At 72.6% G+C, this 23,972-nt stretch carries 25 protein-coding genes and 2 pseudogenes; 13 read left to right on the top strand and 14 right to left on the bottom strand.

Going from position 1 to position 23,972, the window contains the following annotated elements; genetic code table 11:
• Positions 1 to 92 precede the first annotated feature (92 nt).
• Positions 93 to 662, top strand: coding sequence for a helix-turn-helix domain-containing protein (locus tag BGK67_RS31330; protein WP_069923220.1), 570 nt, complete (start codon positions 93 to 95; stop codon positions 660 to 662).
• A gap of 103 nt (positions 663 to 765) precedes the next feature.
• On the top strand, positions 766 to 1,305 hold the full coding sequence (locus BGK67_RS31325; RefSeq protein ID WP_069923219.1) for a rhodanese-like domain-containing protein: 540 nt from the start codon (positions 766 to 768) through the stop codon (positions 1,303 to 1,305).
• A 25-nt stretch (positions 1,306 to 1,330) separates the two neighbouring features.
• Here the strand turns inward: BGK67_RS31325 and BGK67_RS36695 are convergent, their stop codons facing one another.
• Together BGK67_RS36695 and BGK67_RS41030 are read right to left on the bottom strand one after the other, a co-directional pair.
• Positions 1,331 to 1,879 carry a winged helix-turn-helix domain-containing protein gene (locus BGK67_RS36695; protein ID WP_347878444.1) on the bottom strand — a complete coding sequence of 183 codons (549 nt, stop codon included), beginning with the start codon at positions 1,877 to 1,879 and terminating at the stop codon, positions 1,331 to 1,333.
• Between the two features lie 224 nt (positions 1,880 to 2,103).
• Positions 2,104 to 2,187, bottom strand: a complete 84-nt coding sequence (locus BGK67_RS41030; protein WP_347878459.1) for a putative leader peptide — start codon at positions 2,185 to 2,187, stop codon at positions 2,104 to 2,106.
• A 620-nt stretch (positions 2,188 to 2,807) separates the two neighbouring features.
• Here BGK67_RS41030 and BGK67_RS31315 point away from each other — a divergent pair.
• The 7 genes and pseudogenes from BGK67_RS31315 to BGK67_RS31290 all read left to right on the top strand — a co-directional run bounded on the left by BGK67_RS31315 (position 2,808) and on the right by BGK67_RS31290 (position 9,239).
• Positions 2,808 to 4,010: an acyl-CoA dehydrogenase family protein gene (locus BGK67_RS31315; protein ID WP_079154699.1), complete on the top strand. Its 1,203-nt coding sequence runs from the start codon at positions 2,808 to 2,810 to the stop codon at positions 4,008 to 4,010.
• Positions 4,011 to 4,149: 139 nt separating this feature from the next.
• Positions 4,150 to 4,608, top strand: a complete 459-nt coding sequence (locus tag BGK67_RS31310; protein ID WP_069923218.1) for an RrF2 family transcriptional regulator — start codon at positions 4,150 to 4,152, stop codon at positions 4,606 to 4,608.
• 140 nt (positions 4,609 to 4,748) lie between these two features.
• Positions 4,749 to 4,847 carry a putative leader peptide gene (locus BGK67_RS41275; protein ID WP_432215494.1) on the top strand — a complete coding sequence of 33 codons (99 nt, stop codon included), beginning with the start codon at positions 4,749 to 4,751 and terminating at the stop codon, positions 4,845 to 4,847.
• Positions 4,848 to 5,123: 276 nt separating this feature from the next.
• Positions 5,124 to 6,224 (top strand): annotated as a pseudogene (locus BGK67_RS31305) (aliphatic sulfonate ABC transporter substrate-binding protein).
• Positions 6,225 to 6,261: 37 nt separating this feature from the next.
• Positions 6,262 to 7,077: an ABC transporter ATP-binding protein gene (locus BGK67_RS31300; RefSeq protein ID WP_069923217.1), complete on the top strand. Its 816-nt coding sequence runs from the start codon at positions 6,262 to 6,264 to the stop codon at positions 7,075 to 7,077.
• Positions 7,064 to 7,949: pseudogene (locus BGK67_RS31295) on the top strand (ABC transporter permease). Before BGK67_RS31300 ends, BGK67_RS31295 begins: the two are co-directional and overlap by 14 nt.
• Before the next feature lie 243 nt (positions 7,950 to 8,192).
• Entirely contained in the window at positions 8,193 to 9,239 is a 1,047-nt protein-coding gene (locus BGK67_RS31290) for a helix-turn-helix transcriptional regulator (protein WP_069923216.1), read from the top strand.
• A gap of 70 nt (positions 9,240 to 9,309) precedes the next feature.
• Here the strand turns inward: BGK67_RS31290 and BGK67_RS31285 are convergent, their stop codons facing one another.
• Positions 9,310 to 9,714: an aggregation-promoting factor C-terminal-like domain-containing protein gene (locus tag BGK67_RS31285; RefSeq protein ID WP_069920127.1), complete on the bottom strand. Its 405-nt coding sequence runs from the start codon at positions 9,712 to 9,714 to the stop codon at positions 9,310 to 9,312.
• 403 nt (positions 9,715 to 10,117) lie between these two features.
• Between BGK67_RS31285 and BGK67_RS31280 the strand changes: the two genes are divergently transcribed.
• Positions 10,118 to 11,470 (top strand): cytochrome P450 family protein, encoded by a 1,353-nt coding sequence (locus tag BGK67_RS31280; RefSeq protein WP_069923215.1) that lies wholly within the window; start codon positions 10,118 to 10,120, stop codon positions 11,468 to 11,470.
• 168 nt (positions 11,471 to 11,638) lie between these two features.
• The gene (locus BGK67_RS31275; protein WP_079154476.1) at positions 11,639 to 12,421 is read left to right on the top strand and encodes a lysophospholipid acyltransferase family protein; all 783 of its coding nucleotides are present in this window, start codon (positions 11,639 to 11,641) and stop codon (positions 12,419 to 12,421) included.
• Positions 12,422 to 12,459: 38 nt separating this feature from the next.
• On the opposite strand, the gene BGK67_RS31270 is transcribed toward BGK67_RS31275, so the two are convergent.
• From BGK67_RS31270 to BGK67_RS31255, 4 genes are all read right to left on the bottom strand, one after another.
• Entirely contained in the window at positions 12,460 to 13,083 is a 624-nt protein-coding gene (locus BGK67_RS31270) for an ATP-binding protein (RefSeq protein ID WP_069923213.1), read from the bottom strand.
• A gap of 26 nt (positions 13,084 to 13,109) precedes the next feature.
• Positions 13,110 to 14,135: a glycoside hydrolase family 26 protein gene (locus tag BGK67_RS31265; protein ID WP_107488894.1), complete on the bottom strand. Its 1,026-nt coding sequence runs from the start codon at positions 14,133 to 14,135 to the stop codon at positions 13,110 to 13,112.
• A 662-nt stretch (positions 14,136 to 14,797) separates the two neighbouring features.
• Positions 14,798 to 15,061, bottom strand: a complete 264-nt coding sequence (locus BGK67_RS31260) for a hypothetical protein (protein WP_069923212.1) — start codon at positions 15,059 to 15,061, stop codon at positions 14,798 to 14,800.
• 36 nt (positions 15,062 to 15,097) lie between these two features.
• Complete coding sequence (locus BGK67_RS31255) at positions 15,098 to 15,715, bottom strand: TIGR03086 family metal-binding protein (protein WP_069923211.1); 618 nt, start codon at positions 15,713 to 15,715, stop codon at positions 15,098 to 15,100.
• A 196-nt stretch (positions 15,716 to 15,911) separates the two neighbouring features.
• Between BGK67_RS31255 and BGK67_RS31250 the strand changes: the two genes are divergently transcribed.
• Positions 15,912 to 16,217 (top strand): hypothetical protein, encoded by a 306-nt coding sequence (locus tag BGK67_RS31250; protein ID WP_244291369.1) that lies wholly within the window; start codon positions 15,912 to 15,914, stop codon positions 16,215 to 16,217.
• A 119-nt stretch (positions 16,218 to 16,336) separates the two neighbouring features.
• Here the strand turns inward: BGK67_RS31250 and BGK67_RS31245 are convergent, their stop codons facing one another.
• Positions 16,337 to 17,626, bottom strand: coding sequence for a cation:proton antiporter (locus BGK67_RS31245; RefSeq protein WP_079154475.1), 1,290 nt, complete (start codon positions 17,624 to 17,626; stop codon positions 16,337 to 16,339).
• Between the two features lie 606 nt (positions 17,627 to 18,232).
• Entirely contained in the window at positions 18,233 to 18,766 is a 534-nt protein-coding gene (locus BGK67_RS31240; protein WP_107489034.1) for a hypothetical protein, read from the bottom strand.
• 496 nt (positions 18,767 to 19,262) lie between these two features.
• On the opposite strand from BGK67_RS31240, the gene BGK67_RS31235 reads away from it, so the two are divergent.
• The gene (locus tag BGK67_RS31235) at positions 19,263 to 20,294 is read left to right on the top strand and encodes a sulfotransferase family protein (RefSeq protein ID WP_069923210.1); all 1,032 of its coding nucleotides are present in this window, start codon (positions 19,263 to 19,265) and stop codon (positions 20,292 to 20,294) included.
• Positions 20,295 to 20,337: 43 nt separating this feature from the next.
• Here BGK67_RS31235 and BGK67_RS31230 read toward each other — a convergent pair whose 3' ends face one another.
• The 5 genes from BGK67_RS31230 to BGK67_RS31210 all read right to left on the bottom strand — a co-directional run bounded on the left by BGK67_RS31230 (position 20,338) and on the right by BGK67_RS31210 (position 23,969).
• Positions 20,338 to 20,589, bottom strand: a complete 252-nt coding sequence (locus tag BGK67_RS31230; protein ID WP_432215493.1) for a DUF5133 domain-containing protein — start codon at positions 20,587 to 20,589, stop codon at positions 20,338 to 20,340.
• A gap of 131 nt (positions 20,590 to 20,720) precedes the next feature.
• A complete protein-coding gene (locus BGK67_RS31225; protein WP_069923208.1) occupies positions 20,721 to 21,152 on the bottom strand; it encodes a hypothetical protein in 432 nt (143 codons plus the stop codon).
• 71 nt (positions 21,153 to 21,223) lie between these two features.
• A complete protein-coding gene (locus BGK67_RS31220; RefSeq protein WP_069923207.1) occupies positions 21,224 to 21,463 on the bottom strand; it encodes a hypothetical protein in 240 nt (79 codons plus the stop codon).
• A gap of 66 nt (positions 21,464 to 21,529) precedes the next feature.
• A complete protein-coding gene (locus BGK67_RS31215; RefSeq protein WP_069923206.1) occupies positions 21,530 to 22,060 on the bottom strand; it encodes a DUF6328 family protein in 531 nt (176 codons plus the stop codon).
• A 181-nt stretch (positions 22,061 to 22,241) separates the two neighbouring features.
• Positions 22,242 to 23,969: a thiamine pyrophosphate-dependent enzyme gene (locus BGK67_RS31210; RefSeq protein WP_069923205.1), complete on the bottom strand. Its 1,728-nt coding sequence runs from the start codon at positions 23,967 to 23,969 to the stop codon at positions 22,242 to 22,244.
• Positions 23,970 to 23,972: the final 3 nt, after the last annotated feature.

Genomic DNA, 23,972 nt, shown 5'->3' with positions numbered 1-23,972 from the left:
AATTGACCACGCTTATGACGGGAGTGTTGCGGCAGTGCGAAACCTCGCCGGCGCCCCCGGCCCTAGATCGGTGATGCGGTACGTTCGCCTGCGTGACTCGACCCGAACCCACGCCGGAGGCGATCGAGGTCGGACGGGTGATCCGGAGCTGCCGCAAACAGCGCGGCGTCTCCATGGCCGTCCTCGCCACCCGCTCCGGCCTCTCCCAGCCCTTCCTCAGCCAGCTCGAACGCGGCCTCGCCACCCCCAGCCTCAGCTCGATCTACCGGATCGCGGAGTCACTGGACGTCACCCCGGGCACCTTCCTGCGACCGCCCGCGCGGCCGGGTGCGGTCAGCCACGAGAGCGACCCGCAGGTGATCCGGGTGAACGAGGCCACCGGGCAGACCGCCCAGGTGCTCATCCCCGGCGGGCGCAGCGCACTGATGGAGGCCTACGAGCACCACTTCGAGCCCGGCCAGGGTGAGCGCGGCTGGTTCGAGCACCCGGGCGAGGACTTCCTCTACGTACTGGAGGGCGAGATCGTGCTCGAGGTCGAGGGCGAGGAACCGCTGACCCTGCGCGCCGGGCAGAGCGCACACCACCGGGGCGAGGTCCGGCACCGATGTCGCCTGAGCGGCCCGGCCGCCGCCCGCACCCTGCTGGTCATCGCGAACGCCTAGTCCGACGGCGGCACTCCGCGACTTCGCCCTTACCGCCGAGGCCGCCTTCCCGGACACCGCGAACACTGCGAACACTGCGAACACTGCGAAGGATCTGATCCGCATGAGCGACTCCGTCGCCCCACTGAGCGTCGGCGAGGCGCGGTCCCGCCTCCGCGAGCTGACCGTCGTCGATGTCCGTACGCCCGCCGAGTTCGCGTCCGGCCACCTGCCGGACGCCGTCAACGTGCCGCTCGACCGCATCGGGCGGGCGCTGGCCGAGCTGCGACGAGCCGCCGGGCGCAAGCCGCTCCTGCTGGTGTGCGCGTCGGGCACGCGCTCGTGTCACGCCGCCGGCACCCTGGCCTCCCACGGCATTCCCGCCGCGAGTCTGACCGGCGGCACCACGGCCTGGGCCGCCGAGGGACACGGGCTGCACTACCCGGCCGGCCGGCCGCGGGCCGTCTGGGCCATGGAGCGCCAGGTCCGCTTCACGGCGGGCGGCATCGTCCTGCTGGGGCTGGCCCTCGGCCTGTTCGTCCATCCGGCGTTCCAGCTGCTGTCCGCCGGGATCGCGGCCGGCCTGGTGTTCTCCGCCCTCACCAACACCTGCGGCATGGCGGTCGCCCTCGGCAGGCTGCCGTTCAACCGGCGGGGGGCGTGAGGGCGGAGCGGGCCGGCTCCGGCGGCTACCGGTGGTCGGGCACGTACTTGTAGCCCACCCGGCGCACGGTGGAGATGCGGCTCCGGTGGGCGGGGCCGAGCTTGCGGCGCAGCCGGGCCACGTGCACGTCGACCGTGCGGCCGTCGCCGATGTGGCCGTAACCCCAGATCCGGGTGATGAGGGCATCGCGCGTGTGAACCGTGTACGGGTGCGCCACGAGGTGGGCCAGGAGGTCGAACTCCAGGTAGGTGAGCTCCAGTTCGCGCCCGTCCACCTCGGCCATCCGTCGTGCGCGGTCGACGCGTATGGCGTCGTCGGGCCGGTCGGCTGCGGGGTGGGGAGCCGGTTCCGGCTCGGGTGCCGGAAGGATGCCGGGCGCGACGGGATGGATCTCCGGGCGTACGCCGTGCGCCTCCATCAGGGCGACCGGGTCGACGTTCGCCGGTAGGAACACGAGGTAGCCGACGCGGCCGCCGGTCCCTTGGGCGGGGACGGCGGGCGGGCGGTCGCCGACGAGCTGGAGGCGGGGGGCCGGGGAACGGCGGGTGGCGGGGGGGGGGAGTGCGGTGGTCACGATGAGCCCCTTCGGCTGCTCGGAGTGAGGTACGGACGCCGGGTTTCGGCCATGACTGGGCAAGGGTCTCCGTGACGGCTCCGACCGGGAGGGTCGGCGCATCGCACGCCGGGCGGACCCGCACGGCGCAGAGGGCCCGGGGTCACGAGGAGGCGCGACCTGCGCCGAGGAGCGGCGGCCGGAACGGCGGCGCGCGTCGAAAGAAATGCCCTGTCGGAAAAGCCCTAGAGAGGGCGGCAGACGGCGCTGGCGACGCGACGGAAGTCAACGTGCCTGCGGCGTACGAGCAACGGCTGCGACGGGGACATGGTCACATCGTGAGGTGCCCGAGGTCATGCGTCAATACTTCCCTACTGATTGCATAGGGAATGGCCGAGAGCGGCGGCCCGGCCGCCCGACGCCGGCGGGGCCCGCCGAAGCCCGGGGCTCAGCGGCGGCTGCCGCATCGGGAGAACTCCCCCGGCGCACACACCCCTTGACCGGCGCCCCCGGCAGCGACCCGGCCCGCACGAGCCGACACCGCCCACTCTCCCACCCCCGACGGCATCGTCTTCCATTTCAAGACCGCCCTGTCCATCATGCGGTCACGCACTTGCCGGGAAGGCCGCCTCGGGCGAGTATCCCTATCAATCCGATGGGAAAGGTGGGGATTCCGTGAACTGCGGCCCGCCGAAGGACTGATGCCGTCGGCAGGCGCCGGCCCCGGCTCCGGCGCGTGGTCGTATCCGCGGACACGACCGATCTCCCCTCTCCCGGCGAGGCGCCGCGAGGGCCGCTGCCGCGAACCGCGCCCCGCGAGCCCGCTCCCGGCCGGCGCCACCCAACAACGCTCCGGAGTAGCCGACATGACCACCGCCAACCCACCTGGCAGCACTGTCCCCCCAGCCCACGCGCCCCGCAGCGGCACCCGGACCTGTCGGTGACGCCCGTGCCGACGACACCGACCACGGCGGCCCCGCGCTCCGCCGACGTGCGGCGCCGGACCCTCCTGCGCACGGCTCGCGATGTGGCGGAGGACCTCGCCGCGGACGCCATCGCCCGCGACCAGGCCGGCAAGCCGCCCACCGACGAGGCGGCCCGGCTGCGCGAGGCCGGCCTGCTGGCGGCCCTCACCCCGCCCGGGGCGGACCGCGGGGCGGACTGGCGTACCGGATGCGCCGTCATACGGGAGATCGCCGCCGCCGACAGCTCCGTCGGCGACGTGCTCGCCCGCCACTACGTCCACGCGTGGAGCGGACGCTTCTACGCGGCGCACCACCACGCGACCGCCCTCGAAGAGGAGTCGGTGCGGGAGCACTGGCTGTGGACCGGCGCGGTCCGCGCTCCCGCACTCCACGACGACACCGAGGCCTCGGACCTCGTCCTGCGGCGCCGCGGCACCGGCTACGCACTGGACGGATGCCGGTCCGTGGACACGGCGGCGGCCGTGGCCGACCAGATCGCGGTCGACGCCGTCTGCGCCGCGACCGGTGACGTCCTGGTCGTACGGATCCCGCCCGGCGCGCGGGGCGTGGGCATCGAGCCGGCCCTCGACCGCCTCGGGCAGCGGGTCGCCGGAGCGGGCGAGGTCGTCTTCGACCGGGTCGCGGTCGCGCCCGAGCAGGTGCTGGGCCGCCGGCCGCACGACGAGGAGGCGACCGCGCCCTTCACCGCGCTCGCCGAGCCGGCCCTCCGGCTCGCCCTGTGCCACGTCGGCCTCGGCATCTCCGAGAGCGCCCTCACCGAAGCGCGCGACCTCAGCAGGGGCGGCCGGGCACACCGGGCACCCGGCCAGGACCCGGACCTGCTGCTGACGTACGGGGAGCTCGCCTCTGCCGTGCAGACGGCCACCGCCGTGGTCGACCGGGCGACGGAGGTCATGGCGCAGGCCCTCGACACGGGTGCGCACCTCGATCCCGAGGAGCCCGCGGGCGTCGCCGCCCTGGTCGCCACGGCCGAGACCGTGACCTCGAAGGCCGCCCTGCACATCACCGCCCGGGTGCTGGAACTCGCCGACGCCCCCGGCCTGGACCGGTTCTGGCGCAACGCCCGCGTCCTGACGGCCCACCGGCCCGCCGCGCACCGCCTGCGCTCCATCGGTGAGCACTACCTCAACGGCTCCCACCGCGCGGTGGCGGCGGCCTTCCACTGAGGCGAGGACGCGAGGCACCGCGCGGGATGCGGTCCGCTTCGCCGCGGGGCCCGTGGGCCGCCGGGCAGGATCACCTGTCCGGCGGTCCACGGGACACCCGCGACGGACACCCGCCAAAGCCGTACGGGATAATGGCCGTATGCGGATCTCAGCCAGGGCGGACTATGCGGTACGTGCCGCGCTGCAGCTTGCCGCGGCACAGGACGACGGGCCGCTGAAGGCCGAAGCCATCGCCGACGCGCAGGACATTCCGCACAAGTTCCTCGAGGGCATCCTGAACGACATGCGCCGGGGCGGTCTCGTCCTCAGCCAGCGCGGGGGCAACGGCGGCTACCGGCTGGCCAAGCCGGCCCGCTCCATCAGCATCGCGGACGTCATCCGCGTCGTGGACGGGCCGCTCGTCTCGGTGCGCGGGGTCCGGCCGCCGGACCTGTCCTACACCGGCCCCGCCGAATCGCTGCTCCCCCTGTGGATCGCACTGCGGGCCAACGTGCGCGAGATCCTCGACGGTGTGACGCTCGCCGACGTCGCAGCGTCCGCCCTGCCCGACGACGTCTCCGCGCTGGCCGAATCCCCCGGTGCCTGGACCAATCCCTGACCCCTGCCCCACCTGCGCTTTCTCACTTCCCGAGATGGTTGCGTCCATTATATGGAAAGCCCCTTGGGGCGAGTCTCGGCCTCTGCCAATATGCCTACCAACCAGGTAGGAAAACTAGGAATCCGGGGAGGGGCGGGACCGTGCGCACACTGCACCACACAGGCCGGACGCCTTCCCTGACCTCCCGTCGGCACATCGACCTGGTCCGTACGTCCAGCGCCATCTGTCAGCCCGCCTGACACATCCGCCGGGCCGGGCTCCGCACGCTGAGCCCCGCGCGTACCGCCCCGCTCGCCGCCGACCGGGCGGCCCTTCGGCCGACCGCCTCGCGTGCCTGCCCCCAGCGCGGATGCGGGCTCGACGTCCACGCCCAGGCCGGCCAGGTCAGACCCCTGACGCCCCTCCACTGCCGATCCGATCCCGCCGTCGACGGCCGGGAGCGGGCGCCGCGCGCACCGACGGCCTGCCCGCTCATCTCCGCACGTCTTTGAACACATCCCGTGAAAGGACACCCCGTGTCTGCCGCAAGACCGCTCACCGCCCTGCGCGCCATCGCCGTCGTCGCCGCCCTTCCCCTGCTGCTCACCGCCTGCGGCTACGGCTCCGAGGCGAAGAAGGAAGACGACAAGGCCAAGGTCGCGGCCACGGGCGACAAGAAGCTCTCCGCTTCCGAGGTCCGGATCGGGTACTTCCCCAACCTGACGCACGCCACGGCCCTGGTCGGCCTCCAGGAAGGCCTGATCCAGCAGGAACTGGGCAGCACGGCGATCAAGACCCAGGCCTTCAACGCCGGTCCGTCGGAAATCGAGGCCCTCAACGGCGGCTCGCTCGACATCGGCTTCATCGGCCCCTCCCCCGCGATCAACGGCTACGTGAAGTCCAAGGGCTCCAACCTGCGGATCGTCTCCGGCTCGGCCTCCGGCGGCGTGAAGCTGGTCGTGAACCCGGACAAGATCAAGAGCCTGGACGACGTCAAGGGCAAGAGGATCGCCACCCCGCAGAAGGGGAACACGCAGGACGTCGCGTTCCTCAACTGGATCTCGGAGAAGGGCTGGACGGTCGACCCCGAGTCCGGCAAGGGCGACGTCTCCGTCGTCCGCACCGACAACAAGGTCACCCCCGACGCCTTCAAGCAGGGCTCGATCGACGGCGCCTGGGTGCCCGAGCCCACCGCCTCCAAACTAGTCTCCGAGGCGGCTCCGTCCTCCTCGACGAGACCGCCCTGTGGCCCGAGCAGAAGTTCGTGATCACGAACACATCGTGTCGCAGAAGTTCCTCAAGGAGCACCCCGACGTCGTCGAGGCGGTCCTGGCGGGCACGGTCAAGACCAACGAGTGGATCAACGCCAACCCCGACAAGGCGAAGGCCTCCGCCAACGCCAAGCTCGAAGCCGAGAACGGCAAGCCGCTCGAAGCGAAGATCATCGACCCGGCCTGGCCGAGCATCGCCATCACGACGACCCGCTGGCCTCCACCTTAAGACGCAGTCGGAGTGGGCGGTGAGGCAAGCTCATCGAACAGCCCGACCTGCGGATCTACGACCTGAGGCTCCTGAACAAGGTGCTGAAGGCCGCCGGCAAGCCGGAAGTCTCCGACGCCGGCCTCGGCGCCAAGTAAGCCCCTACGTCCGGCAATTCCCCAGGAGGTGACGACCATGGCCACCACGCTCGCCAAGGCTGCCGAGGGCACCGCGGCAACCATCACACACGCCGCGCGTATCGAGCACGTCTCGAAGTCCTTCTCCGGCCCGGCCGGATCGCAGCTCGTCCTGGACGACATCAGCCTCGATGTCGCTCCCGGCGAGTTCGTCACCATCCTGGGGGCCTCCGGGTGCGGCAAGTCGACCCTGCTCAACCTGGTCGCGGGCCTGGACAAGCCGTCCCAGGGGTCGATCCAGACACCAGGGCGTGCGGCGCTCATGTTCCAGGAGCACGCCCTGTTCCCGTGGCTGACCGCGGGCAAGAACATCGAACTCGCCCTGCGGCTGCGCGGGGTGCCCAAGGCCGACCGCAAGCCGGAGGCGGAGCGGCTGCTGGAGCTGGTCCGCCTCGGCGGCGCCCACGGCAAGCGCGTGCACGAGCTGTCGGGCGGGATGCGCCAGCGCGTGGCCCTGGCCCGGGCACTGGCCCAGGACAGCCAACTGCTGCTGATGGACGAGCCGTTCGCCGCGCTCGACGCGATCACCCGCGACGTGCTGCACGGCGAACTCGCCCGCATCTGGGCGGCTGCGAACACCAGCGGCTCCGCCGCGCGGAACCTGTCGGTCCTCTTCGTCACCCACAACGTGCGCGAGGCCGTGCGCCTCGCCCAGCGCGTGGTCCTGCTCTCCTCAAGGCCCGGCCGGGTCGCGAAGGAATGGACCGTGGACATCCCGCAGCCGCGCCGCATCGAGGACGCGGACGTCGCCGAGCTGTCCCTCGAGATCACTGAACACCTGCGTGAGGAGATCCGCCGCCATGGCCAGCACTGAATACCGGGCGAAAACGGATGACCTGGCGGGCCTGGAGGCCGGCCTGGACGCGCTCGACGCGGTCCAGACCCACCGCACCCCGGTCCGCGAGATCCTCCTCAAGAAGGTCCTGCCGCCGGTCCTGGCCGTCGGCCTGGTGCTCGTGGTCTGGCAGGTCCTCGTCTCGCTCGAGGTCACCGACCAGACGAAGCTGCCCGCACTGTCCGCGGTGTGGGACAGCCTGGCCGACATGTGGCTCAAGGGAACGCTGCTCGAAGTCATCTGGACCAGCGTCTCCCGCGGCCTGCTCGGCTTCCTGCTGGCCCTGGCCATCGGCACCCCCCTCGGACTGCTCGTCGCCCGCGTGAAGTTCGTCCGCGCCGCCATCGGCCCCATCCTCCAAGGCCTGCAATCCCTCCCCTCGGTCGCCTGGGTACCCCCCGCCGTCCTGTGGTTCGGCCTCAACGACGCCATGATGTACACCGTCATCCTCCTCGGCGCCGTCCCCTCCATCGCCAACGGCCTCGTCTCCGGGCATCGACCAGATCCCACCCCTCTCCCTGCGCGCCGGCCGCACCCTCGGCGCCACCGGACTCGCCGGCGCCCGCCACATCGTCATGCCCGCCGCGCTCCCCGGCTATCTGGCCGGCCTCAAGCAGGGCTGGGCCTTCTCCTGGCGCTCCCTGATGGCCGCCGAGATCATCGCCAGCTCCCCCGACCTCGGCCTGGGCCTGGGCCAACTCCTGGAGAACGGCCGCAACAACATCGACCTGCCCGGCGTGTTCCTCGCGATCATCCTGATCCTCGTCGTCGGCATCGCCATCGACCTGCTCATCTTCAGCCCCATCGAGCGGTGGGTCCTGCGCAGCCGCGGCCTCCTGGCCGGGAGCTGATCGCACGGACCGCGCACGCGCGGACAGCGCACCGCTCGCGACCGTCGGCGGGCACCTGGCGCTGCGCCCGCTGTACGAGGCCAGTTCGCACCAGCACCCCGGGCCGGCCGTGGCGCCTGTGAAGGCGGCCGGGAGCTGACGACGAGTCCGGTGGGCGGGGGCGAGGTGGTCGCGGCGGGGCATCGCGGCCGGGACGGAGGTCTCGAAAGCCCGTTCGCCGCAGGTGGTAGCCTCGGCCTTCCTATGCTCTCCCCCGGTATCGACGGCACGGTTTCGGCCCACCTCGCGCGTTCCCTCGTCGGCGCCCTGGTCGGCCCCGCCACCGGGAAACTCGCACGGCTGCCCGACCTCACCGCCGAAGTGCTGGGCAATGACCTCTCCAGGATCTCGACCCCGTCGCTCATCAAGGTGTGGGAGAACCTGGTCCTGCTGGAACCGCACACGCTGATCGGTCCGCTGGTCCTGGAGGACGCCCCGATCGGCACCTTCGGCGTCTGGGACTATCTGGTCACCTCGGGGCCCACATTGCACGAGTCGCTCACGCAGGCCGTGGACCTCATCGCCTCCCTCGGCGATCCGGCAGCGGAGAAGCTGATCGTGGAGGAGGACGGACGCCACTTCACCGTCCGCCACGCCACGGGCACGTGGGGGCCGGACGTGATCCAGGCGGTCGACCTGTTCGCCCTTTCGCTCTTCCTGACCCGGGCCCGGGCCGCGACCGGCCGTCACATCGTGCCGTCCCGCGTCACCATCACCCACCGCCCGCCCCGGCGGTCCCGGCAACTGGCCGCGCTCTTCGGGACGGACCGGATCCAGTACGACGCCCCGTACAACTCGATCGCGTTCAGCCAGGACGACGTGCACGCGCCGCTGCCCAAGGCCCAGCCGGGGATGGACCGGCTCCTGGCGGACCACGCGGCGCTGGTGCTGGCTCGATCCCGGCCCGTACTCGGCTGGCACGACCGGTTCCGGACGGTGCTGGCCGCTGCCTTCCAGGAGGACACCGTCAGCCTGGAGAACGTGGCGCGCCGTCTCGCGATGAGCCCCCGCACGCTCCAGCGGCGGCTCGCCGAGGAGGGCACCACCTGGCGCACGCAGGTCGAGTCCGTCCGGCACGAGCACACCATGGAGCTGTTGCGCACCACGGACCTGCCCCTGCAGTCGATCGCGGGCCGGGTCGGCTACAGCGACGTCCGGGCGCTGCGGCGTGCGGTGCACCGCTGGGAAGGCCAGGCGCCCCACGAGGCCCGGAGGGCGACGCGCCGCCGCCCGCCGTCCGTCGGCCCGTAGGCACGCGAAAACGCCCGGCCGGGAAGTCACGGCCGAGCGTGTTGCGTAGGTTTTGCTGCCTGCCGGCGGCTTAGTACCAGTGGTTGGCGGACCAGAAGTTCCAGGCGCCGACGGGGCTGCCGTAGCGCTCGTTCATGTACTTCAGGCCCCACTTGATCTGGGTGGCCGGGTTGGTCTTCCAGTCCGAGCCGGCCGAGGCCATCTTCGAGGCCGGCAGGGCCTGGACCAGGCCGTACGCGCCGGAGGAGGAGTTCGTGGCGGTGTGGTCCCAGCCGCTCTCACGCGAGATGATCTTGTCGAAGGCGGCGAACTGGGCCGGGTCCTTGATCATCTGCTGTGCGATCGCCTTGGCGCTCATCGGGGCGGCCTGCGCGGGAACCGCGGCCAGCATGGAACCGGCGACGCCCAGGGCGAGCACGGTACCCGTGAGGGTCTTCTTCGAAGCGGCGATGCGGCGGATGACGGCGTTGGACACGGATTGACCTTCCGGAGGCGACAGGGGCGGTCGCGGCACACCGAGGCGTGCGGGAGCCACTCACACGGAGGAGAGGGGTTCGTCGGCGGGGGGTGAAGCACCCCTGCCGCCTTGCGACTCATCCAGTTCTACCGACCCCCCGACCCCCTGGCAACGACCCCTCCTACTAGCGGACCTCGCAGGCGGGGTGCAACGGCCCCCGTCCGGAGGTGAGGGAGTCCGCGCAGGTGGCGGCGGGTGCGAGGGGGTGCGCAGGGGACCTTCAGCGACCACTATCCCGGTTCGTATGTGACCTGGGTCCTGTGGGGCGGGTCACCGCCGAGGGGCCCGGATGTCACCTTCTGTATGCATTTCGTCCCTTTTGTCGGTGTGGTCCGGGCCACTTCCCACCCCCGAATCGAAGGTGAAGGACGCCCGGGGGCTGCCTTCGCAAGAAGCACGGGCGACAGTCCGCCCAGGCCGGACCGGCAGGCGTCAACGCCGCGATCCGCTGCTCATCCTCCCGGCCGGCGCAATCGTACGGGCCGGGAACGACGCGGGGCCGTGCCCGTCCGGCACCCGTGGGACCGGGCTCCGAACGGCCCTCCACCTGCTGACCCGCGCCGACGGCGCCGGGGCGCTGGGCGCCGCGTCCGGCCTCGCCGACGACGGGCGCCGGTACGCGCTGTCGCCGCACGCGGCACCCGCGGGCGCCTGGGACGAGCTGACGCAGGACGAACTCGACGGGCTGACCGCGCAGGTGTCCGAGCAGCTGGTCCAGGTGCTCGCCGCCCGGCGGGAGGACGGCTCTCTGGACCAGGACCACTGGCGCACCCGGATGCTGCGGCTGAGCCGGTACGTCGTACTGGGGGCGGGGGCCGCCGAGGACACCCTGCTGAGCGAGCTGGTCTCGTCGGCCTCGGTCCGCGGTGGTACGTACGAGGCGGCGCGGGCGGCCGCCGTGCGGCGGCGCCTGGAGCCGTACGTGGCGGACCCCGAGCCCGGGTCCCTCGCCGACCGGCTGACGGCCCGGGGCCGGGGCGGCCCGGAGACGCGCCTGGCCGTCGCGCACGCGCTGGCCCTGGTGTCGACGGCCACCAGCACGTCGGCGCTCCAGGCCCTGGCCCTGCTCGGCGCGGGTGCGGGTGCGGGTGCGGGCGTCACCGGGTTCGAGGATGCCCCGGACGCCGTGGAGCTGGCCCTGGACCGGTATCCGCCGCTGGCCGCCGTGGTGTATCCGGTCCGCGCGCCGTTCCAGGCCGACGGCGCGGCCCTCGGCGCCGGCGAAAACATCCTGTACCTCCCGGCGCTGTGGGGGGAGCGCGGCGCGAGCGAGCCCACGGAGGCTTCCTGGGCGCTGTGCGCGAACCCGTCCGGGTGCGCCGTCGCGCGGTTCGCCGCGCTCGTCTGCCGCGCGGTGGTCCACTACATCACGGCCGGGGCGCGCCCCGTACTGCTCGCTCCGCGGTTCACCGCGGACCGGCTGCCGGACACTCTCGATCCGCGGACCGTGGCCGTGGCCCTCACCGCGGCCGACGGCCCCGGCGCCACGCCGGACGGGCCCGGTGCGCCGCTGTCCGGGTACGGCGCGCGGGGGCACGTCGGAGCGGACCGGCTGGAACGGCACGCCGAGACCCTCGCCGCCTGCGCGGCGGACACCGGCTGGAACGGGAGCGAGGCCGGCGAACGGTTCCGCATGATCCTCCTGGCCCACGCCGACCGGTGCGCGAGGGCGGCGGCCGACGTGCGGAGCGCCGCGAGGCGCTTGTCGGGCTGAACCGCGGCGCGGGCGCGGGCGCCGGCCCGCGCTGGCCTCGGACGAAGTAATTCACACGGTTGTATCCCGATCGGCCGTGATCAACAGAGCGCGGGGCCGTTGAACCGGCGAAAACCGTGTCGCCGACACCTGGTCGTTCGACGAGCGATGTGACAGTGAGGTCCGATCGTGAAGGACAGCGTGGCCGAGATGATCAAAGCGACAGGAGCGGAGTTCGGCTCCGTCAAACGGTTGCTCGGCGAAGCCGGCGGTGTGGCGTGGGACCGCCTCCTCGACTGGCTCGTCGACGACTACTTCCGGGTGGTCGCGCACGGCCTGGAGAACATCCCCGCCGAGGGCCCGGCCGTGATCGCCGTCAACCACTCCGGCGCCTGGGGCCTCGACGCGTTCGTACTGGACAAGGTCCTGGGCCGGGCCCTGGACCGCCGGGTCCGCTTCCTCGCGGCCCCGTTCGTCTTCCGCACCCCCATCCTCGGGCAGCACGCCCGCCGCCACGGCGCGCTCCCCATCGGTCCTACGGCCGGCGTCGACCACCTCAACGCGGGGGGGCTCGTGGGCGTGTACCCGGAGGGCATCGCCGGCCTGGAGAAACCGTTCACCGAGCGGTACCGCCTGCGGTCCTTCAGCCCGGGCTTCGCGGTCGCCGCGATCCGCTCGGGGGCTCCGGTGGTACCCGTCGGGATCGTGGGCGCGGAGGAGGCCTGCCCGAAGCTGGGCGAGGTGCCGACCCTCGCCCGGCTCCTCGGTGTGCCGTACTTCCCGGTCACCACGCCGTTCCCGCTGCCGTCCAACTGGACGATCACCATCGGGGAACCGATCCCGGCGCCGCCCCGGCCGGACGGCCTGGCCGCCCGCCGGGACGCCGCCCGCGGGCTCAGCGAGACCACGCGCAGCGCGGTCCAGGAGCTGATCGACCGTGAACTGGCCGAGCGCGAGACCCTGTTCGACTGATGGACGGCGGGGATGGCCGAGGCTGACGCGGCACCCCGTCACGGCCGCCGGTCGTCGACCTGAACCTCCAACCGCGGCCAGGCCGCGGCCGGCAGCGGAAGGCCTACGCCCGCCGGCACGGTCAGCGGCCCCACCGGACCGACCGGCCGGAAATGCACCAGCGTCCCGGTCGTGCCGTCGGCCTCGACGGGCTCGAGGCCGGTGACGGGGACGCCGTGTTCGTAACGCTGGGTCCAAGCCCCGTTGCGGCGGCGGTTGGTGTGGACGAGCCACTCGCTGAGCGCCGCCACCACGGACATGCCGCGCCGCGGGTGGCCGTCGGGCAGCGCCTCGGCCTGCGGGAAATCGAAGAACCGGAGGTCCTTCGTCGCCATGACCGGCTTCTTCACGCTCCGGCCGTGCTCGTCCACACGGGTGTCGGTGCCCCGTCCGTCGTCCCGGACGGACAGGGAACCGTCGGGGTGGAGCACGACGACGCAGCTTCCCCCGCCCCCGCCGTCCGCTTCGTCGGCGGCGTAGGCGATGACCTCGAGGAGCAGATGCCAGGCTCCCCCCGGAGCGAACTCCGCGGGAGTGCGCCGGATGTGCCCCAGATGCTCCGCGTCGACGGCGGCCGACCAGTCGTGCGTCGTGTTGGCCCAGGAAGCTCGCGATGCGTTCACCGGGCCGAGTATCCCACCGGGTGGGGTCACTCTCCCGGGCGGGCGCGGAAGGCCCAGCGGTCGCCCGGTTCGGACGACAGCAACTCATGGAAGACCTCCGCGGAGCGGGGGTTCTCGCCGCACTGCCATACGCCGTGCGGGCAGTAGTCGGTGATGCTGTGGTAGAGCGGCCGGTGTTCGGCGATCCAGCCCAGCATGTCCCGCATGTACTCGGGGTTGTCGCCGTTGCGGAACAGGCCCCACTCGGGGTACGAGATCCGCTTGCGGTGCGCCTTCGCGAAGTCGACCTGCTGCTGGAGTCCGTAGGGCTGGGTGACCTGTTCGGCGAAGGAGTGGCCGGGCGGCTGGTCGTAGGAGTCCATGCCGATGATGTCGACCACGTCGTCCCCGGGGTAGCACTTGGTCCAGGCGATCGCGTCCCCGCCGCGGTTGGGGGCGAAGTCGAAGCGGAAGCGCTGGCCCTTCACCGTGCGCATGGCGCCCACGATGCGCCGCCAGTACTTCTTCCAGTTCTCGGGGTCGGGCCGACAGCGGTGGGTGTAGTTGAAGCCGTTCATCTCCCAGCCGAGCACGATCACGGTGTCCGGCACCCCGAGGGCGACCAGCCGCTTGGCCAGCCGCTGGAAGTGGTGGTCGTTCTGGCCGCGCGCGCCGGCGCGGATCAGCTCGGCGACCCGGGCGTCGGGGACTGCGGCCTCGTTGCGCTCCTGCATGGGCACGTTCAGGACGAACAGCCGGTCCGCTCGCTCCTTGCGCCAGCGCGCCCAGCTGTGCAGGGAATCCGGTGCGCCCTCGATGTTGGCCCAGGTGTCGCCCGGCAGGTAGGTGTGTCCCGCGCGCAGCTCGGTGCCCCCGAGCCAGTGCGAGAGTTCCTCCATCCTGTCGACGCCGGGCGACCCGTAGTGGAGGTAGGCCCCCACCGCGACCTCGGTCCGGGCGTCACCGCCGGCGGCCTGTCGCGGCGGCGGGGCGAGGGCGCCCCCGGTGACGAGCAGGCCGACGGCGACCGTGCTCACGCAGGCGCCCGTTATCCAGCGACCTCGTTGGGACATGGCGTCTCCACAAGCCTCGCGAACGAATCTGTCTCTCAGCGACGTTAGGCACCTCCTCCTGCTCCCGGCCCGTCCGGTGTCCCGATGCTGGGCCATTCGCGGCAGCGGGCCGCCCCGGCTTGGCCCGGCCGGGTGGCGCCGTACGCCCCGGGGGGCTCGCCCGCCCGGCACCCGTTCGGCCTTCCCGGGGCGCGGCGGCCGCCGCGACCGGATCTGATGGAGCCACGGTCGGACACGGGTTCGGGAGGCCGTGCCGCTCCCAGCCCGGACGGGGCGGCCTGTACGGGGGGACGGCCACGACCTTCAGCCCGCGGTAACGGGCCTCGGCCATCAAAAGCTCGGCATCGGCGCACCGATCAGCGCGTGGAACCACGCCCCCGCCGCGCGCGAGACCACCGACATGGCCGGGATCGCGGAGAAGCCGGCGATACGGTCCGGCCCGTGCTCCGTGCCTGTGCTCCGTCATCCGGACCCTGTGCAGATCGAGTGCAGGTCAGGTGCCGGTTCCCGGGCCGGTAGAACCGCCCCGCCCGAAGGAGCAGCGCCCCGGCTCGCTCGTCGTGTCCCGCACGCATCAAGTACTGACACGACCTGGGGGCGGGGGACGCCGGGCGCGGGCGGGGGGGGTGTCCGTGCCGTCCCCGCCCCGCCACATCGCGTTCCTACTGGCCGGACAGCCGCTGCCTGACCAGGAATTCTGCGTGGTCGGACAGCTCGGCACGCCGGCTCTGGACCCTCGCGAGCTCCGCTTCCCGCCGCAGTGCCAACTCGGTGCGCAGCACCGTGGGCCTCGGGACCGGCACCCGCTGGCCGGGCTTCTCCGTGAACGGCCTCAGTTCCTCGGCAACCGCCTGGGCGCCGCCCGAGGCTCCGCGCCGCAGGGCGAGGAACACCCGAACCAGCCAGTCCGCGGGGATCTGCACCATGAAATCAGTCATGTTGGTGCAACGACGGGACACTGGTCACGTATCGCTGGACAGCTCATCCGGCCCAGCGGCGGTCCAGCCCGGATCGCGCCCGCTCAGCCCGACGGTCCGGTCCAGCAGCGGGGCGTCGTCAGGTGCGGGTACGACGGGGCCGAAGATCTCGTCGCGGCCCTCGTCCTCCACGCTCGCCAGCAGGAAGGCGTGCGAGGCACGCAGCGCGGCCTGATCGGGTGCGTACTCCTGGCCGGTGGCCCGGGCCAGATCCCAGCCGTGGATGACCAGTTCGTCGACGGCCACCGCACCCGCGATGTCGCCGGGCAGGTCCACGCCGCCGGCGCGGGTCATGCCGGTCCAGGCGGCCGGATCGTTCCAGGCCTCGGCCAGTTCTGCTAGGACCCGGGGCAGTGCCTCGCGCCAGTCGGCGGGCAGGACGGGCGCGGCCTCGCCGGGGTCCGTGTCGGTGGTGGGGCCCAAATCCTTGCGGGCGGCGTCGCGGAAGGCGAGGGCCAGGCCGGTGATGTGGCCCAGCAGGTGGCTGACCGCGTACTCGGGGCAGGGCGTCGGGTCGGCGAGCCGGGCATCGGGGACGCCCGCCGCGAGACGGGCCACGATCCGGGTTTGTGGTCCGAGGTCGATGGTGGTCGTATCGGTCATCTGCCGCTCCTCCGGGACGATGGGCCTGAAGGGTAGACCGGTGGCGTGACCCGTTCTCATCGCAACACGGGCCGGGGATTCGTCCGGGCGGATGATCGGGCACCCACGCGTCGGACGTGGGTATCCGAGGGGTGGACGACGGCCGGGACGTACCCGCCGCGCCCGCCCGCAGCCTCGAACGGAAGGCGTACCACCCATGACCCAGGACACCGTACCGATGAACGATCCGCACGAGCCGACCCCCGAGGAGCGGCGCGCCCGCGACCGGGTACGCCGACGGGCCGAGGGGATGACGCACCATCGGACCGCCGAGGCACTGGAGGCCGCCGAGAAGGCCGCGGGCGACCTGGCGGCGGCTGACGGGGGGACGCGTGCGGAGGTGGCGGAGTGGCAGCGCATCACCGACCTGCTCTTCGACCACGGCGGCCCGTACGCGCCGGAGACCGACGCTTTCGTACAGGGGCAGCTCACCGCCCGCAGGAACCACCGCTCCTCCCCGTGAACGAGGTGTCCCCCGGCCCCTGAACCGGCGGTGCCGAGGGCGAGTGCCGCTTCCCCGGTCGGTGACGCCCCCGCCCGTCGGGGACTCTCCAGGTCCCGCCCTGCCGGGTGGAGGCGGCACTAGCGGCTCGTACGTACTGGTCCTGCCGTGCGCTCGGCCGCCGCGGGAGCCTCGGGCGTCGCGGAGCCCTTGGGCCGGTCGTCGGCGGCCGGCCGGCCGAGGAACCAGGTCAGCAGCGGGCCCGCCATGGCGGTCGTGACCACGGCCATGACGACCATGAGCGAGTAGAGGCCCTGGGAGAGGAAGCCCAGTTGCAGACCCACGTTGAGCACGATGAGCTCGGTCAGGCCGCGGGTGTTCATCAGCGAGGCGAGCGCGGCCGACTGCTTCACAGGCATCCGGTTCAGCCGCGCGGCGACGTACGCTCCCGTGAACTTGCCTCCGACGGCCACCAGGAGTATCAGCGCCAGGGCGCCCAGCCCGCTCATGTCCAGCCCCGAGAGGTCGACCTTGAGGCCGGCGACGAGGAAGAACACCGGAAGCAGCAGGGTGCCGTTCATCTCCCCGAGGCGGTCGTGCACTTCGGAGCGGAGCCGCTCGGTGCCGGTGCGCGGGAGGACCACACCGAAGAGGAACGCGCCGAAGATGTAGTGCAGGCCCACCCACTCGGTGACGGCGGCGGACAGCAGCAGCCCGGCGACGACGCACGCGAACACGGTCGGGGTGAGCCGCAGTTCCGGCCGGCGCTCCACGAAGCGCTTGAGCACGGGCCGCAGGACGAACAGCATGCCGAGCAGGTACGGGATGGCGAGCAGGATGCGCCATTCGTCCGAGCCGGCCGAGCCGCTCATGGCGACCACTCCGGCGAGCACGGTCCACGCGAGGACGTCGTCGATGGAGGCGCAGGCCAGGGCGACCACGCCCAGCGGGGTCCGGGTCATGTTCCGGTCGGTGAGGATACGGGCCAGCACCGGGAAGGCGGTGATCGACATGGCGATACCCATGAACAGCATGAACGCGGTCTGGTCGCCGGTGCCGTACGCGTCCATCAGGTAGAGCGCCAGCACCATGCCGAAGCCGAACGGCACCAGGATGGAGCTGAACGAGACGGAGGTGGCGAGGCTTCCGCTGCCGCGTATCAGCTTGGCGTCCCACTCCAGGCCGACGATGAACATGAAGACGGCGACGCCGACCGCGGCCAGCGCGCCCAGCAGGGGCCTGATGGAACCGGGGAAGAGGGCGTCGGATATCGCCCCGTTGAACAGGGTCGGTCCCAGCGCGATGCCGGCCAGGACCTCACCGATCACCGCAGGCTGGCCGAGTCGCCGGGCCAGCGCACCGAGTACGCGTGCCAGGATCACGATCACGGCGAGGCCGAGGAGGAGTGACGTGGTCTGATGCATGGTCATACGGTCGGTCTCCGTAAGTCAGGGTCTGTCCCCCCGGTGGCCGCCGAGGCGGCCCCCGGACTCCGGTCGATGCACCTCGGAGTGGCAGCGGTTCGCGGGACTGCTCGAGACTTTGCCCCCTCTCGAAGGAGCGGCGGTGCAGTCCCGCCGGAGGATCGTTCGAGAACCGGACGCGGGAACGGGCCCTGACGCCGGGGAAGCCGTGCTCCCGGCGGTTTTGACCTCGCCTCAGAAGATGTGGAGGCGCAGGGGGTTTGGCGGTGGGAAGCCGGGTTAGACGCGGGGATACCGGAAGCCGCCACCTACGGGTCGGGGCCTTCGGAGCGGGCCTCGGCCGCGGGGCGTACCTCCCCCGGCGCCCTGCGGCAGGCCCGCCCGCACGACGGGCTGCCGCCCGGCTCCGTACGGAACCCGGCCGGTCCCGGGTTCCCGGCCCTTCCCCCGGCCGGGAACCGGGGCCGCGCCCGGTGAACCCCCGACGACGGCGCTCGTACCGCCGTCCCCGGGCAACGGGGCCCGACGGCAGCAGCCCGGCACTCGCACGCCGTCCCCCGCCGCTCGCACCCGGCTCACCCCGCTCCCCCGCTCCCCCCGCAGGGGCCTGCTTCAGCGGGTGCGCCGGGGGCCACCGCGGTGCGGGCGGCGGCGGGCGACTACTTCGGGAGCGGCTTCGGGTGACGAGAAGCCGCCCGCCACGGCCACTGGGGCCGGCACCGGCGAGGAGGGGACGGGCGCGGCGGGAGCCGAGGCCTTCGGACCGTCCTGGGCACGGCCGAGGACGGCGGTGTGGGAGATCAGGGGTGCGCAGCCCTGGCAGATCTCGGCGAGGGTCCAGACCTGGCCGACGGCCGGGTTGTGGATGAGGACGAGGAGCGGTGCGCCGGTGCAGGAGGCTCTGGTGTCCTCGTGGAATCCGCATTCGGCGGCCCCGCAGGCACACGCGGCGTGGGGACGCACGGTGGCGAGCCGGGCGTGGGCGCGTGCGTGCTCGGCGGCGAACCGGCGCATGGCGGCGGTGTCCTTGGAGCGGGGCGGCATGCGGCACGCCTCGGTGCTGCAGCTGACGGAGACGGTGTGGTCGCCGTGGCCGGTCAGACGGACGGTCCAGGTCCGCCCGGGGACACGGGATCCGGGAATCATGGTCAAGGCAGAGTTGTCCGTTCACATATGCGGTGGTGTGCCCGCTGTTCGACGAGACTCAGGCAGGAGACGGTGAGTTGCACGCGACGTCGGCCCCGACCCCGTCCCCGGCGAAGGCACCGGCAGGTGCGGCGGCCCGGTCATGAGGAGAAGCGCACCTCAGACGAGGAAGCAGTTGGCGAACACGCCCTGAAGTCTTTTTCGCACGCCGTCCGGCAGGTGTCAACAATGCGCCGTACCCCGGCCAGGCCCACCCCGCCGTCGGCCCTGCAAGCCGGGCGAGGGGCCGCCCCGGCACCCGGCCGTTTCGTCCCGCTGCTGCTCGGCTCGACGTTCCTCCCGGCCCTGACCGGGTACGCCGCTTCCCGTGTGCGCCGCAAGGCACCGAGATACCCCGCCCCCGGGTGGTGAGCCGCGGACCCGAGGGGTCGGATGGCCGGGCCCGGGGAAGCCTGGTGGCGATCGGTACGGATCGTCGTCGAAGGGGACTGCCGGCATGCGCACGCTGACGTTCGTTGTGGGCACGGGCCGCAGTGGGTCGACCGCGCTGTCGGGCATCGTCAACGCGCATCCGGACGTACTCAGCCTGAACGAGCTGCTGTCGTCGGTGCAGAGCCGCGGCTTCCCGGCGGGCACCCTGGGAGGCACGGAGTTCTGGCGACTGCTGGCCGACCCCAATCCGCTGTTCGAGCGGATGATCCGCAGCGGGGTGCCTATGCCGGAGTTCGTGTACCCGCGCCGCCCCGGGCGCTTCGCGACGGACACCACCGGCATCCCCGCCCTGTCCCTGATGGTGCTTCCGCACCTGACCGACGACCCGGACGGCCTGTTCGACGAGCTGGAGAAGCAGGTGTGCGGCTGGCCGGAGCGAACCGCCGCCGGCCACTACGAGGCCCTGTTCGGCCTGCTGTGCACACGTTTCGGGCGCGGCGCGGTGGTGGAGCGGTCGGGCTATTCACTGGAGCGGGTGCCGCTGCTGCGCCAGGCCTTCCCGCAGGCCCGCTTCGTGCACCTGTTCCGGGACGGGCCGGACTGCGCGCTGTCCATGAGCCGGCACACGGGCTACCGGTTGATCTTCCTGCTGCGGGACATTCTCACCCAGACCGGCGCCGCGCGCGTCGAGGACCTGACCGAGGACCAGGTCCGGTCCTTGCCGCCCGAACTGTCGCAGCTGCTGGCGGAGCGTTTCGATTCCGCGCTGGTCCTGGACCGCGACCTGCCGTCGGCCGGCTTCGCGGAGCTGTGGTCGGACATCGTCGTCCGGGGTGTGGCCCGCCTCGGCGAGGTGCCCGCGCCGCTGCGGACCACGCTCGCCTACGAGGACCTCCTCGACGAGCCCCGCGAGGAGCTGACGCGACTGGCCCGGTTCATCGGCGTCGAGCCCCTCCCGCGGTGGCTCGACGCCGGTGCCGCGCTTCTGGACGGCGGCCGGCGCGGCGCGTCCCGCCGCCTGCCCCCGGCCGAGCTGGCGGCGCTGCGCGAGCACTGTGCTCCGGGCACCCGCGCCCTGGCGGGCGACCGGCGGTAGGGGGCCTGGCCTGGCCGGGCCGGGCCCCACCCGCTCCGCCGGGTCAGGCGTGGGTGCGGTGCCGCGTGGCCGGCCGGGGGCCGAGGATCGAGTCGTCGAAGGTCCGCGCGCCGGGGAGCCGGTAGCGGGCCGCGGTCAGGGCGGCGTGCACGTCCGAGGTGCCGGTCGCGACGCACAGGGTGGCCGCCACGTCTTCCAGCCGGCCGTGGGCTTCGGGGCTCCCGCTCTCGGCGCTCAGGACCGACAGGGCCCAGTAGCGTTCGACGAGGCCGGAGAGGACAGCCGGGTGAGCCATGAGCATGAGCGGTTCCTTTCGCGATTTCCGGTCGCACGTGATCATCGGCTGCCCCTGATCGAAGCGCTTACACCCCTCACCCGAGAGACGGCGCCGGCCCGGCCCCGAGCGCGGGCGTCCATGGGGTGTTGTCAGAGATCCGCGCGCGTGGCGGACCGCGCGGCCCGTACGGCGACGTTGGCCGCGTCCTCCACGAGCGGCGCGACCGACCGGTCGTCGCCGCCGGTCAGTGTCCAGCCGCACAGCGCCGCCCAGGTCAGGGCTGCCGTGGCCGCCATGGCACGCTCGGAGCGGCGAGCCAGGAAGGTGCCGAAGAGCAGCGCGTCCGCCGCGTCGACCGCGACCCGGCACAGGACCGCGGTGCGGAGCGCCACACCTGCGGGGACCGTCACCATCGCGGCGCCGATGACCGCGTCCCGGACTCCGAGGGCGCGGATCAGCAGTGCCGAGGAGCCCTGCTCGGACAAGCCGCAGGGGCGTGCCAGCAGCCCGGGGCGCCAGGCGACCGCCGCCCCGGATGCGAGGGTGGCCACGCCCAGGGCCCTGGCCTCTGCGGTACGCATGCAGATCACTCCTTGTCGGGGGACGCGGCCGCGGAGCAGGCTGCGGGTGGCAGGCCTGCTCGGTGCCGTTGTCAGTGGTCTTCGCCGCCCGACGGGCGCTTGCCGTCGGGGTCCGGCTCGACCTGTTCCTCGCGGCCGATGCCCGGGCGCGAGCGCTTGGCCTCATGGCCTCCGGCATCGGCGTCGTCCGCGCCCGAACCCCGGACGACGGCGTCGTCCGCCTGCTGCCGGGCCTCGCGGTCCCCGCTCTCCCCGACCGCCTCGGACGGGGTGGTGCGCGGGTGACGCCGGTTCTTCTCGTGCGCCGTCATGTCGGCCTCCTCCGGTGATGGTCTCCAGCGACTACCCCGCCGCATCGCTCTCAGACGGCCCGGCCGTCAGTTCTCGGTGGTCTCGCGGATCCGGGCCCACAGGGGCAGCGCGAACCAGCACAGCAGGTACCAGGTCAGCACGCCGCCCACGAGCCACGGCACGATGGCGTTGTGGGTGGCGACCCGCAGGACGAGGAAGAGCGCCGCGGTGCAGGTGGCCAGCAGCAGGACGAGGCCAGTCAGGGTCAGGCGCCCGGCCCAGGCGACCGCCTTCGGTTTGATGCGGCGGCCCGTGACGATGCGGTGGAGGGCGACCGGTCCGATCAGCGCGCCCGTCGCCAGCGAGCCCAGCAGCACGGTCACTATGTAGATCGTCTTGTCGGTCTGCGCGAGCCCGTGGAAGGCGGGGGTGAAGGCGACCGTGAGCAGGAATCCGAAGAGGATCTGGACGCCGGTCTGGGCGACGCGTATCTCCTGGATGAGTTCCTGCCACTGCCGGTCCGCGCGTTCGTCCACGGTCTCGTCGCGGCCGTCCGCGCCGGCATCCCGTCTGGCCGTTTCCTGAACGCGCACATCGCCGCGTGGCTCCGTCGTCATCGGGGTCCCTCTCCCTCAAGTGCTTCGCGTTCGTACGGGTGGCGCGGCGCTCGCCGCTGCCCCGCAACGCCCGTGTGCCCGCCGGGCGTTGCCTGCCCGGCGGGGTACCGCGCGGTTACCCGGCAATGGGCCGATCACGCGTGCGAAACGGGAACACCCGCGCCGGATCCGGCGTGCCCGGTCAGCCTTCCCGGCTCGGAAGGATCTCCTTGACCTTGGCGATGGCGAAGCCCCACCCCTGGCTCACGGTCGGCTTGCCGGGTACGGCCACCTCCTCGGGATTGGTCAGGACGTCCAGCAGGACCGGGCCCGGAGTCTCCAGCGCCCTGCGCACGCTGTCGTGGAGATCGGCCGGGTCGGTGACGCGGATGCCGGTGATGCCGAGGGCGGTGGCGACGGCGGCGAAGTCGGGGTTGTCGAGTTCCGTGCCGAACTCGGGCAGGCCGGCCTGCTCCTGTTCGAGCTTGACCATGCCCAGGCGGCGGTTGTCGAAGACGACCAGCTTCACCGGCAGTCGGTACGTCTTGATCGTCATGAGGTCGCCCAGCAGCATGCTCAGGCCGCCGTCGCCGCAGAAGGCGACGATCTGGCGGTCCGGCGCCCACAGCTGTGCCCCGAGCGCCTGGGGCATGGCGTTGGCCATCGAGCCGAGGTTGTAGGAGCCGATCAGGCGCCGGCTGCCGCGCATCGTGACGAAGCGGGAGAGCCAGACGGTCGCCATACCGGTGTCGGACGTGAACACGGCGTCGTCGGCCGCGTACGCGTCCACCGCGGCGGCCAGGGCCTCCGGGCGGATCTGGTGGTCCCTGTTGTCCAGGACCGCCCGCAGCTTGCCGGTCCAGCGGCGTTCGTGGGCCGGGTCGGCGAGGCGCTGCTGGCCTTCCTGCCACTGGGTGAACCGTTCCCGCGCGTCGTCCAGGTGCGTCCGGTCGGACGTCTCCTCCAGAAGCGGCAGCAGGGCCCGCAGCGTCGCCCCCACGTCTCCGGACAGGCCCACGTCCACGGGCACCCGGCGGCCGAGGTTCTCCTCGCGGGTGTCGATCTGGACGACCTTGCAGTCCTTCGGGTACCAGTCGCGGTAGGGGAAGTCGGTGCCCAGCATCAGGAGCGCCTCGCCGTGGTCGAGCGCGTGGGCGGCAGCGGGGTTGCCGATGAGCCCGGTCTGGCCCACCTGGAAGGCGTTGCCGTCCTCGAACCCCTCCTTCGCCTTGAGGGTGAGCACCATGGGTGCGGTGAGCCGCTCGGCGGTGCGGAGCACCTCGGCGCGGGCGTCGCGGGCACCGCGGCCGACGAGCAGGGTGACGCGGGAGGCGGAGTTGAGGAGTTCGGCGGCCTCGGCGAGGGCCGGATCGTCCGGGCGGGTGACGGCGCGGTCGAGGGCGAACCGGGTGGGGCGGTCCTCGGTCAGCTCCTGGTCGCCCAGGTCACCGGGTACGGTCAGGACCGCCACCCCGCCCTGGCTGATGGCGGCGCGTACGGCGGATTCCAGCATCCGCGGCATCTGCTCCGGGGAGGTGACGGTGGCGCGGTAGACGGCCACGTCGCGGAAGAGCAGGTCGTTGTCGACTTCCTGGAAGTAGTCGCTGCCGATCTCGGCCAGGGGTACCTGCCCGCAGATGGCGAGGACGGGGGCACGGCTCTTGGCGGCGTCGTAGAGACCGTTCAGGAGGTGTACGGAGCCCGGCCCCACCGTGCCCATGCACACGCCGAGGGTGCCGGAGAGCTGGGACTGCGCTCCGGCGGCGAAGGCCGCGGCCTCCTCGTGCCGGCAGCCGACCCACTCCAGGCCGTCGGTGGTGCGGATCGCGTCGGTCAGTGGGTTCAGGGCGTCTCCGACGACGCCGAAGACGTGCTGGACGCCCAGTTCCTTGAGCGAGTCGACGATGACGTGGGCGACGGTACGTGCCACAGG

This window comes from Streptomyces subrutilus (assembly GCF_001746425.1).
Taxonomy (GTDB): Bacteria; Actinomycetota; Actinomycetes; order Streptomycetales; family Streptomycetaceae; genus Streptomyces; species Streptomyces subrutilus_A.
This window is presented reverse-complemented; position numbering and strand designations above follow the sequence as displayed.